General features: G+C 71.5%; 17 protein-coding genes and 1 riboswitch. Of the genes, 15 read left to right on the forward strand and 2 right to left on the reverse strand.

Annotated elements, in window-relative coordinates; translation table 11 throughout:
* Window positions 1-57 precede the first annotated feature (57 nt).
* From cobO to cbiE, 6 genes are read left to right on the forward strand one after another with little or no spacing between them, the layout of a single operon-like run.
* The gene (cobO, locus tag DL519_RS38340) at window positions 58-672 is read left to right on the forward strand and encodes a cob(I)yrinic acid a,c-diamide adenosyltransferase (RefSeq protein WP_190822142.1); all 615 of its coding nucleotides are present in this window, start codon (window positions 58-60) and stop codon (window positions 670-672) included.
* Window positions 666-2,042 (forward strand): cobyrinate a,c-diamide synthase, encoded by a 1,377-nt coding sequence (locus tag DL519_RS38345; RefSeq protein WP_190822144.1) that lies wholly within the window; start codon window positions 666-668, stop codon window positions 2,040-2,042. The genes cobO and DL519_RS38345 overlap by 7 nt, the downstream gene beginning before the upstream one ends.
* On the forward strand, window positions 2,042-2,779 hold the full coding sequence (gene cobI, locus DL519_RS38350) for a precorrin-2 C(20)-methyltransferase (protein WP_190822146.1): 738 nt from the start codon (window positions 2,042-2,044) through the stop codon (window positions 2,777-2,779). Before DL519_RS38345 ends, cobI begins: the two co-directional genes overlap by 1 nt.
* Window positions 2,773-4,317, forward strand: coding sequence for a precorrin-4 C(11)-methyltransferase (cobM, locus tag DL519_RS38355; RefSeq protein WP_190822147.1), 1,545 nt, complete (start codon window positions 2,773-2,775; stop codon window positions 4,315-4,317). Before cobI ends, cobM begins: the two co-directional genes overlap by 7 nt.
* The gene (locus DL519_RS38360) at window positions 4,301-5,467 is read left to right on the forward strand and encodes a cobalt-precorrin-5B (C(1))-methyltransferase (protein WP_190822149.1); all 1,167 of its coding nucleotides are present in this window, start codon (window positions 4,301-4,303) and stop codon (window positions 5,465-5,467) included. The genes cobM and DL519_RS38360 overlap by 17 nt, the downstream gene beginning before the upstream one ends.
* A complete protein-coding gene (cbiE, locus tag DL519_RS38365) occupies window positions 5,452-6,654 on the forward strand; it encodes a precorrin-6y C5,15-methyltransferase (decarboxylating) subunit CbiE (RefSeq protein ID WP_190822151.1) in 1,203 nt (400 codons plus the stop codon). The genes DL519_RS38360 and cbiE overlap by 16 nt, the downstream gene beginning before the upstream one ends.
* Before the next feature lie 95 nt (window positions 6,655-6,749).
* Here cbiE and DL519_RS49240 read toward each other — a convergent pair whose 3' ends face one another.
* Window positions 6,750-6,881, reverse strand: coding sequence for a hypothetical protein (locus DL519_RS49240; RefSeq protein WP_263399769.1), 132 nt, complete (start codon window positions 6,879-6,881; stop codon window positions 6,750-6,752).
* A 77-nt stretch (window positions 6,882-6,958) separates the two neighbouring features.
* On the opposite strand from DL519_RS49240, the gene cobJ reads away from it, so the two are divergent.
* The 5 genes from cobJ to DL519_RS38390 all read left to right on the forward strand — a co-directional run bounded on the left by cobJ (window position 6,959) and on the right by DL519_RS38390 (window position 11,505).
* The gene (cobJ, locus tag DL519_RS38370; protein ID WP_190822153.1) at window positions 6,959-8,713 is read left to right on the forward strand and encodes a precorrin-3B C(17)-methyltransferase; all 1,755 of its coding nucleotides are present in this window, start codon (window positions 6,959-6,961) and stop codon (window positions 8,711-8,713) included.
* Window positions 8,703-8,885, forward strand: a complete 183-nt coding sequence (locus DL519_RS38375) for a 4Fe-4S binding protein (RefSeq protein WP_190822155.1) — start codon at window positions 8,703-8,705, stop codon at window positions 8,883-8,885. The genes cobJ and DL519_RS38375 overlap by 11 nt, the downstream gene beginning before the upstream one ends.
* 40 nt (window positions 8,886-8,925) lie before the next feature.
* The gene (locus DL519_RS38380) at window positions 8,926-9,411 is read left to right on the forward strand and encodes an excisionase family DNA-binding protein (RefSeq protein ID WP_190822157.1); all 486 of its coding nucleotides are present in this window, start codon (window positions 8,926-8,928) and stop codon (window positions 9,409-9,411) included.
* Window positions 9,412-9,504: 93 nt separating this feature from the next.
* Entirely contained in the window at window positions 9,505-10,935 is a 1,431-nt protein-coding gene (locus DL519_RS38385) for a pyridoxal-dependent decarboxylase (protein WP_190824470.1), read from the forward strand.
* A gap of 267 nt (window positions 10,936-11,202) precedes the next feature.
* Entirely contained in the window at window positions 11,203-11,505 is a 303-nt protein-coding gene (locus DL519_RS38390) for a LysR substrate-binding domain-containing protein (protein ID WP_223840023.1), read from the forward strand.
* A 61-nt stretch (window positions 11,506-11,566) separates the two neighbouring features.
* On the opposite strand, the gene DL519_RS38395 is transcribed toward DL519_RS38390, so the two are convergent.
* Window positions 11,567-11,836 carry a DUF1876 domain-containing protein gene (locus tag DL519_RS38395; protein ID WP_168584877.1) on the reverse strand — a complete coding sequence of 90 codons (270 nt, stop codon included), beginning with the start codon at window positions 11,834-11,836 and terminating at the stop codon, window positions 11,567-11,569.
* A gap of 459 nt (window positions 11,837-12,295) precedes the next feature.
* A riboswitch (cobalamin riboswitch) is annotated at window positions 12,296-12,420 on the forward strand.
* A 77-nt stretch (window positions 12,421-12,497) separates the two neighbouring features.
* Between DL519_RS38395 and DL519_RS38400 the strand changes: the two genes are divergently transcribed.
* Genes DL519_RS38400 through cobA form a run of 4 tightly spaced genes read left to right on the forward strand, consistent with a single transcriptional unit; the run spans window position 12,498 to window position 16,294 of the window.
* Entirely contained in the window at window positions 12,498-13,550 is a 1,053-nt protein-coding gene (locus tag DL519_RS38400) for a HoxN/HupN/NixA family nickel/cobalt transporter (RefSeq protein WP_190822162.1), read from the forward strand.
* Window positions 13,547-14,203 (forward strand): precorrin-8X methylmutase, encoded by a 657-nt coding sequence (locus DL519_RS38405; protein WP_190822163.1) that lies wholly within the window; start codon window positions 13,547-13,549, stop codon window positions 14,201-14,203. The genes DL519_RS38400 and DL519_RS38405 overlap by 4 nt, the downstream gene beginning before the upstream one ends.
* Window positions 14,200-15,105, forward strand: a complete 906-nt coding sequence (locus DL519_RS38410) for a sirohydrochlorin chelatase (protein ID WP_190822165.1) — start codon at window positions 14,200-14,202, stop codon at window positions 15,103-15,105. The genes DL519_RS38405 and DL519_RS38410 overlap by 4 nt, the downstream gene beginning before the upstream one ends.
* Entirely contained in the window at window positions 15,086-16,294 is a 1,209-nt protein-coding gene (gene cobA / locus DL519_RS38415) for a uroporphyrinogen-III C-methyltransferase (RefSeq protein WP_190822167.1), read from the forward strand. Before DL519_RS38410 ends, cobA begins: the two co-directional genes overlap by 20 nt.
* The last annotated feature ends 78 nt before the right edge of the window (window positions 16,295-16,372 follow it).

Consider the following 16,372-nt stretch of genomic DNA (forward strand, 5'->3'; position numbering starts at 1 on the left):
ATTTTCCCGGCAAGAACCGGAACTATCACTCACGAGCCGTTCCGTTAGGGTCGGGGTATGCCTCAGGGACAGCCTTCGACCGTGCCGAACGACGGGTTGACCACTCGCCAGCGCCGCAACAGGCCGCTGGTCGTGGTGCACACCGGCGAGATGAAGGGCAAGTCCACCGCCGCGTTCGGGCTCGCGCTCCGCGGCTGGAACCAGGGATGGTCGATCGGCGTGTTCCAGTTCGTCAAGTCCGCGAAATGGCGCGTCGGCGAGGAGTCGGCCTTCCGCGCACTGGGACGGTTGCACGACGAAACCGGTGAGGGCGGCCCCGTCGAGTGGCACAAGATGGGCGAAGGCTGGTCCTGGACCCGCAAGAAGGTCAGCGAGGACGACCACGCCGCAGCCGCGCTGGAGGGCTGGCGGGAGATCGCCCGCCGGATCGGCGAGCAGCACCACGGCCTCTACGTGCTGGACGAGTTCACCTATCCGCTGCACTGGGGCTGGGTCGACGTCGCCGAGGTCGTCGAGACCCTGCGCGACCGACCCGGGCACCAGCACGTCGTGATCACCGGCCGCTATGCCCCGCAGGCGCTGATCGACGCTGCCGACCTCGTCATGGAGACCACCAAGGTCAAGCACCCGATGGATGCCGGCCAGAAGGGCCAGAAGGGCATCGAGTGGTGACCGGTGCGCTTCCGCTTGCTCGGTTGATCGTGGCGGCTCCCGCGTCGGGGCAGGGCAAGACGACGGTGGCGACCGGGTTGCTGGGCGCGCTGCGGCGCCGGGGCACTGCGGTCGCGGCGTTCAAGGTCGGCCCGGATTACATCGACCCCGGGTACCACCGGCTCGCCGCAGGCCGCCCGGCCCGCAACCTCGATCCGGTGCTGGTCGGGGCGGACCGCATCGCGCCGCTGTTCCGGCACGGTGCCGCCGGGGCCGAGTTGTCCATCGTGGAGGGTGTGATGGGGCTGTTCGACGGCCGCATCGGGCCCGGGGACGGGATCGCGGTCGGCTCCACCGCGCACGTCGCTCAACTGCTGAGCGCGCCGGTCGTGCTGGTCGTCGATGCGAAGGGGCAAAGCCACAGCGTCGCCGCGCTGCTGCACGGTTTCCGCAGCTACCGCCCGGAGGTCCGGGTCGCGGGCGTCATCCTCAACAGGGTCGGCTCGCCGCGGCACGAGGAGGTGCTCCGCGACGCCGCCGACAACGCGGGTCTCCCCGTGCTCGGCGCGATCCCGCGCACCGAGGACCTCGCCGTTCCGTCGCGCCATCTCGGTCTCGTCACGGCTGCCGAGCACGGCGGGGAGGCGGTCCGCGCGGTCGACGCGATGGCCGACGTCGTTGCCCGGTCGGTGGATCTCGACGCGGTGTGCGCGCTTGCGCGCTCGGCTCCCGAGCTGCCCGGGCCCGCCTGGGATCCGCGCGACGAGGTGAAACCGCAGGCGAGGCCGGTGGTCGCGGTCGCCGGGGGGCAGGCATTCACCTTCGCCTACGCCGAGCACGTCGAGCTGCTCGAAGCCGCCAGTGCCGAGGTCGTCGTCCTCGACCCGCTCAACGACGAGCGGCTACCGGAACGCACCGCGGGCGTGGTGCTGCCGGGCGGTTTCCCCGAGCAGCACGCCGCCGAGCTGTCGGCGAACACCGCTCTGCGTAAGGAAATCGCGGCGTTCGCCGCCACCGGCGCGCCGATCCACGCCGAGTGCGGCGGGCTGCTGTACCTGGCAAGGGAGCTGGACGGCCACCCGCTGTGCGGGGTGCTCGACGCGCGGGCGCGAATGTCGCCGCGGCTGGTGCTCGGCTACCGCGACGCGGTGGCCGCCGCCGATTCAGTCGATTCAGTCCTATTCGCCGAAGGAGCACGAGTGAGCGGGCACGAATTCCACCGCACCGTCCTGGAACCCGGCAGCGGATCGCAACCCGCCTGGATCTGGCGCGGCGCGACCGGTGTCCAGCGGGAAGGCTTCGTGCAGGGCGGCGTGCACGCCTCCTACTTGCACACCCATCCGGCCGGGCAGCCTGGCGCGGTCCAACGGTTCGTGGCGAGGTGCGCGTGATGCGGCTGGTCGGTGTCGGGGTAGGCCCCGGCGATCCGGAAATGCTGACCCTGGCCGCGCTGCGCGAGATCCGGGCGGCGGGCACCGTGTTCGTCCCGGTGCTCGCCGCCGACGAGCAGGGCCGGGCGGAAGCCATCGTCCGCGCGCACCTGGGCGACGACGACCGGGTGCAGCGGCTGGTTTTCGCGTTGGCCGATCCGGTGGACGGCCCGCAGGACCGGCGGCGCAGGCACTGGGACGAGGCCGCCGCGGTCGTCGCGCAGCGGCTGCGTGATCAGGGCGGCACCGTGGCCTTCGCCACCCTCGGGGATCCCGCCGTGTATTCGACCTTCAGCTACCTCGCGGCCACCGTGGCAGAGCTGTTACCCGAGGTCGACCTGGCCGCTGTGCCGGGGATCACCGCGATGCAGGCCACGGCCGCGCAAGCGGGCGTGGCGCTGACCGAAGGTGCCGAATCACTCACCGTGATACCGGTGATGCGTGACGTGACCGCGCTGCAGGAGGCGCTGCGGGCACGCGGTACGGTCGTTGCCTACAAAGGCGGCCGGCGGCTCGGCGAACTGCGCGCCGCGATCGCCGAGAGCGGAGCCCTGGAGCGCGCGGTCTACGCCGAGCACCTGGGCACGCCGGACGCGCGGGTGCTGCCGCTGTCCGATGTGTCCGAAGTGGACGACGCGCCTTATCTGTCCACTGTGGTAGTACTTCCACCCCGAGGCGGAAGAGGAGAACAATGGTGACTGGCCGGATCTCGTTCATCGGTGCCGGACCGGGCGCGGCCGACCTGATCACGGTCCGCGGTGCCCGGCGGATCGCCGAGGCCGACATCGTGGTGTGGGCCGCGAGCCTGGTCGCACCGGAATGCATCCAGGAGCACGCGCGCAGCGACGCGGAACTGGTCGACTCCTCCCGGCTGACCCACGAGCAGGCGCTGGAGATCTACCGCCGCGCCGAGCGCGACAAGCTCAACGTCGCCCGGGTGCACTCCGGCGACCCGTCGCTGTGGGGCGCGGTCCAGGAGCAGCACGACGCGTGCGCGCGGATGAACCTGGAAGTCGAGATCGTGCCGGGCGTTCCGGCGTTCTCCGCCGCTGCGGCCGCCATCGGGCGTGAGCTCACCGTGCCGGAAGTCGCCCAGTCGCTGGTGCTGACCCGCCTGGAGGGCGGCAAGACGCCGATGCCCGAAGGCGAGAAGGTGCGCGAGTTCGCCAAGCACGGCACCACGATGGCGCTGTTCCTCTCCGCCGCGCGGACCGGCCAGCTCGTCGAGGAACTGCGGGCCGGCGGCTACCCCGACGACACCCCGGTGCTGGTGGCCTACAAGGTCACCTGGCCCGACGAGCTGCTGCTGCGCACGAACCTCGCCGACCTGGAGAAGACCGTCAAGCAGCACAAGCTGTGGCGGCACACGCTGTTCATCGTCGGCAAGGGCCTCGCCAGCTCGGGAACCCGTTCGCACCTCTACCACGCGGGGCACTTCCACACCTACCGCCGAGCCGACCCGGCCGCGCGCCGCGCGCTGCGGGCCGAGCGCCCCACCGCTGCGCGCCGCCGCGCGGAGAGCGACTCGAAGCCCGCCCCGCGCACCGAAGGCTCGGGGGAGCGGGTACGCGACTCCGACGTCGCCTGGTGGGCGGTGCGCGACTGGCAGGAGAGCGCCCGCGGCGCGGCGCGGGTCGCGGCGAACCGCGCGGCCCCGGCCCGTCGGGTCGACGCCGCGCAGTCCCAGCTGTTCACCGACGACGTGACGGCGGGCGAACGGCCTGTTGACGCCGTAGAGGTGAGTGAACAGTCCGTTCGCTCCGATGCGTGTGCTGATGTGGTTGGGAGCGAACGGCCTGTTGACGCCGTAGAGGTGAGTGAACAGTCCGTTCGCTCCGATGCGTGTGCTGATGTGGTTGGGAGCGAGCGGCCTGTTGACGCCGTAGAGGTGAGTGAACAGTCCGTTCGCTCCGATGCGTGTGCTGATGTGGTTGGGAGCGAGCGGCCTGTTGACGCCGTAGAGGTGAGTGAACAGTCCGTTCGCTCCGATGCGCTGGAGCCGAAGCCGCGCCGGACCTCGGCGGCCAGCACGACGGCTACCCGGGCCACGGCGAAGGCCGTTCCCGCGAAGCGCGGCGGAACGAAGTCCGGGGCGAAGAGCGCGGCGACGAAGTCGGCGGTGAAACCGGCCGCGGCGAAGCGGACGAAGTCCGCGACCACCACGACGGCAGCGGCGAAGGAGACGCCCGCCGCGCGGCGCAAGTCCCCGGCGAAGCCGGATGAGCAGGGCGAGTAACGAGGCGCAGCCGCCGCTGCGGGAGCCGGACCTGCCGCGCACCGCGAAGGTCCGGCCCAAGGCGCTGCGCACCGGGTTCACCACGGGTGCGTGTTCCGCGGCGGCGGCCCGGGCGGCGGCCCAACTGCTCGCCACCGGGCACCTCCCGGCCACCGTGGACGTCCCGTTCCCGGACGGCAGGTACCGGCGCTTCCAGGTGGATTCGGGGTCGATCGGGCCCGCGACCGCAGTGGTCGTCAAGGACGCGGGCGACGACCCCGACGTCACGCACGGCGCTCGGATGACCGCGTCGGTCACCGCCCGCGATGACGGCGAGATCGTGCTGCACGGCGGCGAAGGCGTCGGCGTCGTGACCAAGCCGGGCCTCGGCCTGGAGGTCGGCGGTCCGGCGATCAACCCGGTGCCCCGCGAGATGATCACCGACGCGGTGCGCGAGGCGCTCGGCGAGCGCGGCGCGGACGTCACGATCACCGTGCCCGGTGGTGAGAAGATGGCCTACAAGACCACCAACCGGCGGTTGGGCATCTTCGGTGGCATCTCGATCCTCGGCACCACCGGCATCGTGCGGCCGTTCTCCACCGCGTCCTGGCGGTCCAGCGTCGAACAGGCGGTTTCCGTGCTCGCCGCACAGGGCGGCCGGGTTGCGGTGCTGTCCACCGGCGGTCGCACCGAGAAGGCCGCGATGCGGCTGCTGCCCGACGAGCCCGAGGTGGCGTTCATCGAGGTCGGCGACTTCACCGGTGCGGCGCTGCGTCGCGCCGTCGAGCACGGGCTGGACGAGGTCGTGTTCGTCGGCATGATCGGCAAGCTGACCAAGCTTGCCTCCGGCGTGGTGATGACGCACTACACGAGGTCCAAAGTGGACACGGCGTTGCTCGGTCGGCTGACCGGCGAGTTCGGTGGCGACCCCGAGCAGGTCGCCGAGATCGAGCAGGCCGCCACAGCCCGCCGGGCGTACGAGGTGTGGCAGCACAGCGGGCTGCTCTCGGCGTGTGCGCACCGGCTCTGCGGGCAGGTGGCAGCAGTATTGGAGCGGTTCAGCGAGGAATGCGGCCGTCGGCTGCGTGTTCGGGTCGCGATGGTGGACTTCCAGGGCGAACACGTGGTGGCGGCCACCGAGGCAAGGTGGGTGTCGTGGCAGTCACGGTGATCGGGGTCGATGGTGGGGATCTGCCGAAGGGCGGTGCCGAAGCGCTGGAGTCGGCACGGCTCGTGGTGGGCGGCAGACGGCACCTCGAAGCGCACGCGCCGGAACACGCGCGCAAGCTCGAACTTGGGCCGCTGGAACCGGCGTTGAACGCCTTGTCGTCGCTGTCCGGTGACGAGCACGGCGTGGTGCTGGCCTCGGGTGATCCCGGCTTCTTCGGCGCGGTCCGAGCGCTGCGCGAACGCGGCATCCGGTGCACGGTGCTGCCCTCGACCTCCAGCGTCCAGCAGCTGATGGCGCGCGTCGGTCGCTCCTGGGACGACGTCGTGGTGGTCAGCGCGCACGGCCGCGACCTCCGCCAGGCGATCAACGTCTGCCGCGCGCGACCGGCGGTGGCGGTGCTGACCGCGCCGAAGGCCGGCCCGGCCCAGATCGCCTCCGGGCTGGCCGGTTGGCGCCGGACCATGGTCGTCGCCGAGGACCTTGGCGGGCCGAACGAGTCGGTGGTCACCATCGAACCGGCCGAGGCGGCCAAGCGCACCTGGTACGAGCCGAACATCGTGCTCTCCCTGGCCGATCTGGACGACGTGCCGCACCGGGGCTGGATCGCCGGCGGCGAGCCGGTGCCGCCGGCGACCGGCTGGGCGCTGTCCGAGGACGAGTTCTCGCACCGCGACGGCATGATCACCAAGGCCGAGGTGCGGGCCGTGGCGCTGGCGAAGCTCGCGCCACGGCCGGGGACGCTGGTCTGGGACGTCGGGGCCGGATCCGGTTCGGTGGCGGTGGAGTGCGCCCGGATGGGCGCGGCGACGATCGCGGTGGAGTCCAACGAGGCCCAGGTAGTGCGGTTGGTCACCAACGCGGCGAGCCACGGCGTGGACGTCCGGATCGAGGAGGGCGCGGCGCCGCAAGCGCTGCGCAACCTGCCGCGGCCCGACGCGATCTTCGTGGGGGGCGGCGGCACCGAGGTCGTCACGGCGTGCGCGCACGCCGGAGCGTCCCGCGTCGTGGTTGCGCTGGCGGCGCTGGACCGGGTCGGGCCGACCCGCGACGCGCTGCGGGCGGCGGACTACGAGGTGGAGGGCGTGCAGCTGTCGGCGGCAAGGCTGGCGGAACTGCCCGACGGCGCGTCCCGCCTGGAAGCGGCCAACCCGGTCGTGCTGATCTCCGGATACCGGAAACAACGCTGACCACATGTCCTCCTCATGTCCTCATGTCCACATGTCCTCCCGGTAGCCTGGTCTCCCGTCGGGCCACAATTTCAATGGAAATCGGACCTTCGATTTCAATGGAAATTGCGGACCGTCGGCGTGTCGCGCCACGACACGCCGACGACTGTGGGGCCAACCTCCGCAATTTCAATGGAAATCGGAGACGTGATTTCAATGGAAATTGCGGTCACCGTGGTCTTGCCCACACAGGCGGGGACCACGCGGGTGGCAACATGCGAAGGCGCTCGTTGATGAAAGCAGTCGACCAGGTAGGGGAGCAGCAGTGATCGGTCTGTTCGCGGTGACCGCGGCGGGACGGCGGGCGGCCGCCGAACTGGCCGGACGGCTGGGGCCGGACGCGGTCGTCGCCGACGGGCCGATCGGCCCCGCCGTGCGCCGGCTCTGGGACCACCTGGACGCGGCGGTGTTCTTCCTGGCCAGCGGAGCTGCGGTGCGGCTGGTCGCGCCGCTGCTGCGGGACAAGCACACCGATCCCGGTGTGGTCTGCGTCGACGAGGCGCGCCGCTTCGCCATCTCCCTGGCCGGTGGCCACGCCGGAGGCGCGAACGCGCTCGCCGAGCAGGTCGCCGACGTGCTCGGCTGCACCCCGGTGGTCACCACCGCCACCGACAGCATCGGCACCACCCCGCTGGACGAACTCGTCGACCAGCTCGACGCCAGCGTGGACGGTGACCTGGCGGCCTGCGGCGTCGCGATCCTGGACGGCTGGCCGGTCCGCCTGGTCAACCCGCACGGCTTCCCGCTTCCCGCCCTGCCGCCCAACGTCGCCACCGACGCCGAAGCGCCACTGTGGACGGTCGTGATCGACGACCGGCGGCCGACGCAGGACGAGGAGCGGACGCTGCGGCTCATCCCGCGCACGCTGGTCGTCGGTATCGGGTCCGCGCGGGGCGTCTCGCGGACGGCGGTGACCGAGACGGTCGCCCGGCTGGACCGCGAGCACGGCCTGGACCCGAGGGCGATCCGCGCGGTGGCCAGCGTCGACCTGAAGGCCGACGAGGACGGCATCCTCGAAGCCGTGCAGGACCTGAGCTTCTGGCACTCCGACGGCGGCGAGGAGCTGTCGCTGCTGACCTATCCGGCGGCGGCGCTGGCCGGTGTCGAGGTGCCCAACCCGAGCGAGGTGGTGCGCGCCGAGGTCGGCACGCCCTCCGTCGCGGAGGCATCCGCGCTGCACGCGGCCGCCGGACTGGGCGCCGGGGCGCCCGTCGAGCTGGTGGTGCCGAAGATCAAGGGCGACAACGTGACCGTCGCCGCCGCCCGCATCCAGCCGCGCGGTCGACTGGCAATCATCGGCATCGGCCCGGGCGCGCCCGACCTGCGAGCCCCGCGCGCCGACGTCGAGCTGCGCCGCGCCTCAGTGGTCGTCGGTCTGGACCAATACCTCGACCAGGTGCGGCACCTGCTGCGCCCCGGCACCGAGGTGCGCGCCACCGGGCTCGGCGCCGAGGAGGCCCGCGCCGCCGAGGCGGTGGAGCTGGCCCGGGCGGGGCGCGCGGTGGCGCTGATCGGCTCCGGTGACGCCGGGGTGTACGCGATGGCCAGTCCGGCGCTGGAGAAGGCCGACGTCGACATCGAGGTCGTCGGCGTGCCAGGGGTGACGGCGGCGCTGGCCGCGTCCGCGCTGCTGGGCGCGCCGCTGGGCCACGACCACGCGCTGATCAGCCTGTCCGACCTGCACACGCCGTGGGAGATCATCGAGCGCCGCGTCCGGGCGGCGGCCGAGGGCGACCTGGTGGTGTGCTTCTACAACCCACGTTCGGAGCAGCGGCACTGGCAGCTCGGCCGGGCCCTGGAGATCCTGGCGGAGCACCGCCCGGTGACCACGCCGGTCGGCGCGGTCCGCCAGGCCAGCCGTGCCGGGCAGCGGGTGTGGTGCGCCCCGATCGGTGAATTCGACCCGGCCGAGGTGGACATGTTCACCACGGTGCTCGTCGGCTCCTCGCAGTCCACTGTGGTCGGTGGTCGGATGGTGACGCCCCGGGGCTACCGGTGGATGGCGGCGGATGCCCGCTGACTCGCTGGTGATCTCGACGGCCTGCACGGCGTGCGGGGCCTGCCTCCTGACCTGCCCGGAGCACGCCCTCCGCCCGGCCCGGGGCCGCCCGGTGGTCCTGGCGGATCGCTGCACGGCCTGCGGGGAATGCGTCGAGATCTGCCCGGCCGATGCCATCGACCTGCTCCGCTGATCGCGTTCGTTTTGTTCGTTTTGCTGGTAGCGTGGGGTGCATGCGGGGGACGGGCGAACGCACGGTATTGCCGCCGGCCAGGGCCGATGAGCTGCTGGGATTGCTCCGGGCGCTGGATGAGCAAGGCAATGCTCCTGCGTTGATCACCCGCGACGGCTCGCGGATCGACCTGCCGGACGAGCTCTACGACGTGTTGCACGACGTGGTGTTCGCACTGTCCCGTGGCTTGGCGATCACAGTTGCCCCGCGACACACGGTCCTGACGACCGGCGAGGCGGCGGAGATGTTGGGGGTCTCCAGGCCAACGCTCGTCCGGCTCCTCGAATCAGGCGAGATTTCTTTCGAACAGCCGGGCCGCCATCGCCGGATTAGGTTGGACGACCTGTTGGCGTACCGTGAGCGCGCTCGACGTGCCCGTGCGGCAGGGCCGGACGAAATGGTGCGGGTGTCCGAGGCGGCGGGCCGCTACGGTCTCCCGACCGACGCGCGTGTCGAGCGGTTGTCCGAATCGGAGCAGGAAGACTGAGCCACGACGGATGATCCGCCCTCCTAGCCGCAGCTTCTTCGTCCCTGGCTTCGGGTACGGGGGCGTGCTTAGCTGGCTGTGATGAGTGGCCACATGTCGCCGGAGGAGTTCCGGGCGTTCGGTCGGCAGTTCGTCGACTGGATCGCCGACTACTACGCCGGTGTCGAGAAGCATCCGGTTCGGTCGCAGGTGCGGCCCGGTGAGGTCCGGTCGCAGCTCCCGGCGCATCCGCCCGAGCAGGGCGAGCCGTTCGAGCGGGTGCTGAGCGACCTCGACGCGGTGCTGATGCCGGGCGTGACGCACTGGCAGCACCCGAACTTCTTCGCCTACTTCCCGGCCAACGCCACCGGCCCGTCGATCCTCGGTGACCTGCTCTCCAGCGGGCTCGGCGTGCAGGGCATGGTCTGGGCGACCAGTCCCGCGTGCACCGAGCTGGAGACCGTGGTCGTGGACTGGATGGCCGAGCTGCTGGGGCTTCCCGGGCACTTCCGGACCGACGCCGTCGGCGGCGGGGTGATCCAGGACTCCGCCTCCAGCGCTGCGCTGGTCGCCTGCCTAGCGGCGTTGCAGCGGGTCAGCGACGGGCAGGTCGCGAGCCGGGGCATCACCCGGCGCCACAGGCTCTACGTCTCCGAGCACACCCATTCGTCCCTGGAGCGCGCGGCGCGGATGGTCGGCATCGGCGCGGACAACGTCCGGATCGTCGACGTCGACCCGGACTCGCTCGGCATGGACCCGAAGCACCTCGACGCCCTGATCGCCGAGGACCTCGCCGCCGGCGGGGTGCCCACACTGGTGTGCGCGACGATCGGCACCACCTCGACGACCGCGATCGATCCGGTCCGCGAGGTCGGCGACGTGTGCCGGGCGCGCGGGGTCTGGCTGCACGTGGACGCGGCGTACGCGGGTGTTGCCGCGGTGTGCCCGGAGCTGCGCTGGATCAACGACGGCGTCGCCGAGTTCGCCGATTCCTACTGCACCAACGCGCACAAGTGGCTGTTGACCAACTTCGACTGCAGCCTGCTGTGGATGGCCGACCGGCGGCCCATGATCGACGCGCTGTCGATCCTGCCCGAGTACCTGCGCAACCCGGCGACCGCGTCCGGTGAGGTGATCGACTACCGGGACTGGCAGGTGCCGCTGGGTCGCCGGTTCCGGGCGTTGAAGCTGTGGTCGGTGCTGCGCTGGTACGGCGCGGAAGGGCTGCGCGAGCACATCCGCACCACCGTCGGCCTCGCCCAGGAGTTCGCCGGCTGGGTCCGCGACGACCCACGCTTCGAGCTGCTGGAGCCGCACCCGCTGGGCCTGGTCTGCTTCCGGCCGCTGTTCCCCGAACTGTCCACAGAGGACGCTGGCGATCGGGTCTACCGGCTGATGGAATCGCTGAACGAGTCGGGGGAGCTGTACCTGACCCACACCAAGGTGGGCGGCGGGACGCTGCTGCGACTCGCGGTCGGTTCGCCGCAGACCGAGCGGCGTCACGTGCTGGCGGCCTGGAAGCGGATCCAGGAGGCGGTGGGCTGACCTGCCCGCGAGCGGCGCGTAGCCGATCAGCACGAACACGTGCGTCGGGGCGGGCCAGCCGCCCGCGATCGCGGCTTGGAGCGCGTAAATCGCGGCGCCCGTGGCGGTGAAGGCGCTGCTCGCGTGCAGCGGGCCGGGAAGCACGGCCAGCACCAGGCCGGGTAGCAGCGCAGCTGCAGCGATCGCGGGTCCGGCGCGGCGTGCCAGCGCGCGATCAACAACTGCTGGCGGTGCTCGGCGGCCAACCGGTCCTGCGCCTGCACGGCCGTGGTCGTCTTCGACGAGCCGTGCATCATGCGGCGGCTCGCAGTGGACGCGGTGACCGAGATCGGCCGGCAGCCAGACCTGGTGTGCGAGGCGGCTGATCTCGCCGGCGTGCTCGCGGCCGCGCGATCCGGCCTCGGCGTCACGCTGCTGCCCTCCGGCGAAGCCGCGCCTGGAGGGGCTCGTGGTGCGCGCCCGCAGCTGGAGCCCGCGCCGCTGCGAGTCCGGGCACGTCCCGGACTCGCCGACGACGTCGCGGACCTGGCGGCGCAGACGGTTCGCGAAGTGGTCGAAGCGCACTCGTGATCGCGCTACGCACGACGTGAAGGGCACCCTCGGACCGCCGAAGGTGCCCTTCACCTGTGCGTCAGGCAGGCAGGTGCACGCGGCGGTGCAGGCGGTCGCCGATGTCCTGCGCCGCGTTGTCCAGTAGCTTGTGCGCCAGCTCGAACAGGGCGCGGGCGATCGCGATCTCGTCGCCGATCTGCGGTACCTCCGGGTCGTCCGGGTGGCGCCGCGCCGTGCCGTGGCCGTGCAGCGCCTGACCGCCCGGAGTGGTGAAACCGACGTCGGCGGTGGTCTTCGCGCCCGCCTCCACGACCTGCAGGTTCAACGTGATGGTGTGGGTCTCGTTCATGGTCGCCTGCTTCCTACTCGTTGCTGTTACTTGTTCGAGCAGGACATTTCGTTCTCCGCCGTACCACTGGTGCATGGCTGGAGTCCAGGCTGGGCAGTCTCAGCCGATCGGCCATCGTTCCGCGAGCTGCGGTGATGGCTACGTCCCGATCTTTTGCCAGGGAACCCCGAACGAACGGTGCACCAGCCTTGGCTGCTACGTGTGATCCTTGGCTCCTGAACGGGCCGTTGCCGGGAACATCCCGACGCCTGGCAGCCTACTCGATCTCTCCCGTTTTGATCAAATACGCCCAGGAAAACCGGGCTCTCAAGGTCGCCGTAGCCCAAGCATGCGCTGGCTGACCGGAACGGCGAAAGAGTTGAATTCACCCATTTGGGTAGCCGCTGGTCGGATCGGTGATCGACCTCACGGGGTTTGACCTCGGGTGGTGGGCAAGGAAAGATACGGCCGCCGACAGTGCAGGAACCCGGTGCGAATCCGGGACGGTCCCGCCACTGTGACCGGGGAGTGGGCCCCACTCGTTGCCACGGCTGCCAGCAGCTGGAAGGCAGGGGAACCACGTCGATCCGGGAGCCAGGAGACTGCGCGTCGGCCCCGCGTCGCGCCGCGACGCGCGGACACCGAGCCCCTCGGGCGGGAAACCCAGGAGGTCGGATATCCCATGTCTTGGGATGCCGAAGCGAGTCGGCCGCAGGCCGGTTGGGGCGCCGCCGAGCGCCGGAAAGCAGCGGTCGTACTGGCCGCCGTCGGAGTGCTCCACCTAGCGGGCTGGAGCGCCTATCTGTTGCAACAGGAATCGTTCAGCGCGGTCGGCGGGCTGGCCGCCGCCGGGACGACGGCGTACCTGCTCGGCCTGCGCCACGGGTTCGACGCGGATCACGTCGCGGTGATCGACGACGCGACGAGGCTGCTGATGCAGCGCGGCCGCCGACCGGTGTCGACCGGCATGTGGTTCGCACTCGGGCACGCCAGCGTCGTGCTGTTCCTCGCCGTCGCGATCGCCTTCATTGCCGGACCCGCTGCGCAGCAGTGGGCCGAGCAGGCCGGGGTGCAGGTCGCCACCGTCGTGGACCTGATCGTGATCGCCGTGCTGAGCACGTTGGCGGTGCTCAACGCGCTGGTGCTGCGCGACGCCCTGCGGTTGCTGCGCCGCGCCCGCCGCGGCGCGGTCGACGAGACCGAGGTCGAGCTGGTGCTGGGGCGGCGCGGCCTGCTCGCCCGGCTGCTGCGCGGGCGGATGCGCGGCGTCGGGCGCTCCTGGCACCTGTTCGGCATCGGGCTGTTGTTCGGGCTCGGCATGCAGACGGCCACCGAGATCACGGTGCTGGCCATGGTGTCGCCGACCGAACACCAGTCCGGCATCGCGGTGCTGAGCCTGCCGCTGCTGTTCGCCGCCGGAATGTGCACAGTGGACAGCGTGGACGGGATGCTGATGTCCCGCGCCTACACTTGGTCGCTGGCGCGGCCCCTGCGGCGGCTGTGGGTGAACGTGACCACCACGGCCCTGACCGTCGTGCTGGCCGCCGTGATCGCCTTCATTGTCCTCTGTGGACTGCTGGCGGAGCACGGGTTGTCGTTCCTGGACGGGATCGCGGCCGTGAGCGACCAGTTCGAACTGCTCGGCTACATCACGCTCGGGCTGTTCCTGGCGGTCTGGGGCGGGGCGGCGCTGTGGTGGCACCTCAAATCTCGGAAGGAACCGGAAGTCGAATGAGCGGCGGTTTCGCACCAGCCGGGGAGAGCGGCGGCACTCCAGCCGACCGCACCGTGCACCCGATCGAGACCGAGTCCTACCGGATCATGCGGTCCAGGGCCGATTTCGCCCACTTCCCGCCGCTGGCCAGGGCGGTCGTCGAGCGCGTCGTGCACACCACCGCCGACCCGAGCTGGACCGGCGAGGTCGTCGCCGGTGAAACCGCGTTGCGGGCCGGGCGCGCGGCGCTGCTCGACGGCGCGCCGCTGATCACCGACGTGCGCATGGTCGCGGCCGGGATCACCGCGCGCCCGGCCGAAATCGGCCTGGACCGCCCCGGTGTCGCCGAGTTCGCCGCGACCGCCGGCCTGACCCGATCCGCGGCGGGCATCCGGCTGGCCGCCGAAGAACACCCCGACGGCGCGGTGTGGGCCATCGGCAACGCCCCGACCGCGCTGTTCGAGCTGATCCGCCTCGCCGAGACCGGCCGGCTCAACCCGGCGCTCGTCGTCGGCGTCCCGGTCGGCTTCGTCGGCGCGGTCGACGCCAAGGCCGCGCTGCGGCGCAGCGGCCTACCGGCCGTGACCACCCTGACCGAACGCGGCGGTGCGGCCATCGCCGCCGCCGCGATCAACGCCCTCCTCTACTGGGCAGAACCTGGAGGTAACCGGTGACCGAACCGCTGCTGGTCGTGGGCCACGGCACGGTGGACGAAGGTGGTGTGACGGAGTTCCACGCCTTCCTCGACCGCCTGCGCACCCGGATGTCGGCCGCTGGCGTCGACACCGCAGGCGGGTTCATCGAGCTGTCCGCCCCCGCGGTCACCGAAGCCTGGAGCGAGCTCACCGCCCGCGGCCACCGCCGGATGGCCGCCGTGCCGCTCGTGCTCGTCGCCGCCGGGCACGGCAAGGGCGACATCCCGGCCGCGCTGGAACGCGAAGTCCGCCGCCACCCCGGCACGTCGTTCGTGTTCGGCCGGCCGCTCGGACCGCACCCGATCCTCCTGGAACTGCTCGCCGAACGGATCGAGGCCGTGGTGCCGCGCGCCGACTGGCCCGACACCGCCGTGGTGCTCGTCGGCCGAGGCTCCACCGACCCGGACGCCAACGCCGAAGTGTGCAAGGTCTCACGGCTCTTGCAGGAGACCTGCGGCTTCGACACGGTAGAAACCGCGTTCATCTCCCTGGCACCACCGGACGTCGCCGGTGGGCTGGAACGGGCTCGCAGGCTCGGGGCGAAGCGGATCGTGGTCGCCCCGTACTTCCTGTTCGACGGCGTGCTTCCGCAGCGCGTGGTCGACCAGGCACGCGAGTACGCGAGCTCCGCGCCGGACATCGACGTCCGCGTCGCCGGATACCTGGGAGACTGCGACGCCCTGGTGGATCTCGTCGTGGAGCGCTACCACGAGGCCCTGCTCGGCGACATCCGGATGAACTGCGACACCTGCGCCTACCGGGTGCTGCTGCCGGGATTCGAGGACAAACTGGGCGCACCGCAGACACCGCACCACCACCCCGACGATCCGACCGGACACGGTCACGGACACGGACACGCACATGGCCACACAACCCGATAAGCACTACCTCGCCGGACTCGACCTCACCGGGCGCCGAGTCGTCGTGATCGGCGCGGGCACCGTCGCGCAGCGGCGACTACCCCGGCTGATCAGCGCCGGAGCAGCGGTCGAGGTGATCGCCCCGGAGGCGACCCCGGCGGTGGAGGCCCTGGCCGACGCCGGGGAGATCACCTGGAGCCGGCGCGGGTACCGCGACGGCGACCTCGACGGAGCTTGGTACGCGGTGGCAGCCGCGTCCGACGACGCGGTGAACGCCGCGGTCGGCGCGGAAGCGCAGCGGCGCCGCGTGTTCTGCGTGCGGTCGGACCGCGCGACCGAAGGGAGCGCGGTGACGCCCGCGGTGGCGGAGCACGACGGGCTGCTGCTCGGAGTGCTCGCCGGCGGCAAGCCGCGGCGGAGCGCGGCGGTGCGCGACGCGCTGCTGGAGGCGCTGCAGGCGGGAGTCGCCGACGAGCATGCCGAGCCGCCGGAGGCGGGCGTGGCGCTGGTCGGCGGCGGCCCGGGGGCGCCGGACCTGATCACGGTGCGCGGGCGCCGCCTGCTGGCCAAGGCGGACTTGGTGATCACCGATCACCTCGCGCCGCGGGAGCTGCTGGAGGAGTTGGGTCAGCACGTCGAGGTCGTCGACGCCTCCAAGATCCCCTACGGCCGGGCCGCCAACCAGGAGGTCATCAACCGCACGTTGATCGACAACGCGCGGGCGGGCAAGTTCGTGGTGCGCCTGAAGGGCGGCGACCCGTACGTCTTCGGTCGCGGTTTCGAGGAACTGCTGGCGTGCGCCGAAGCCGGCGTGCCGGTCACGGTCGTGCCCGGTGTGACCAGCGCCTTCGCGGCCCCGGCGGTCGCCGACGTGCCGGTGACGCATCGGGGAGTGGCTCACGAGGTGGTGGTCGTCTCGGGGCACGTCGCGCCCGACGACGAACGTTGCCTGGTGGACTGGACGGCGCTGGCGCGGCTGCGCGGCACCCTCGTGCTGCTCATGGCGGTGCAGCGCATCGAGTCCTTCGCGGAGGTCTTGATCAAGAACGGCCGCCCGGCGGACACCCCGGTGGCGGTGGTCCAGGAAGGCACGACCAGCACCCAGCGCTCCCTGCGAACCACCCTCGCAGCGGTCGCCGAAGAAGTCCGAGCCAACGACATCAAGCCTCCGGCGGTGGTCGTCATCGGCCCGGTCGCAGCCCTGAAATAGGGAGCTCTCGGATCGGGTGGAGGCGGGTAGTGGTGACCAGGTGAGCGGGACGTCGGTGAGCTGAGCACGACGACTCCT

The sequence above is a fragment of the Saccharopolyspora pogona genome, from assembly GCF_014697215.1.
Taxonomy (GTDB): Bacteria; Actinomycetota; Actinomycetes; order Mycobacteriales; family Pseudonocardiaceae; genus Saccharopolyspora; species Saccharopolyspora hattusasensis.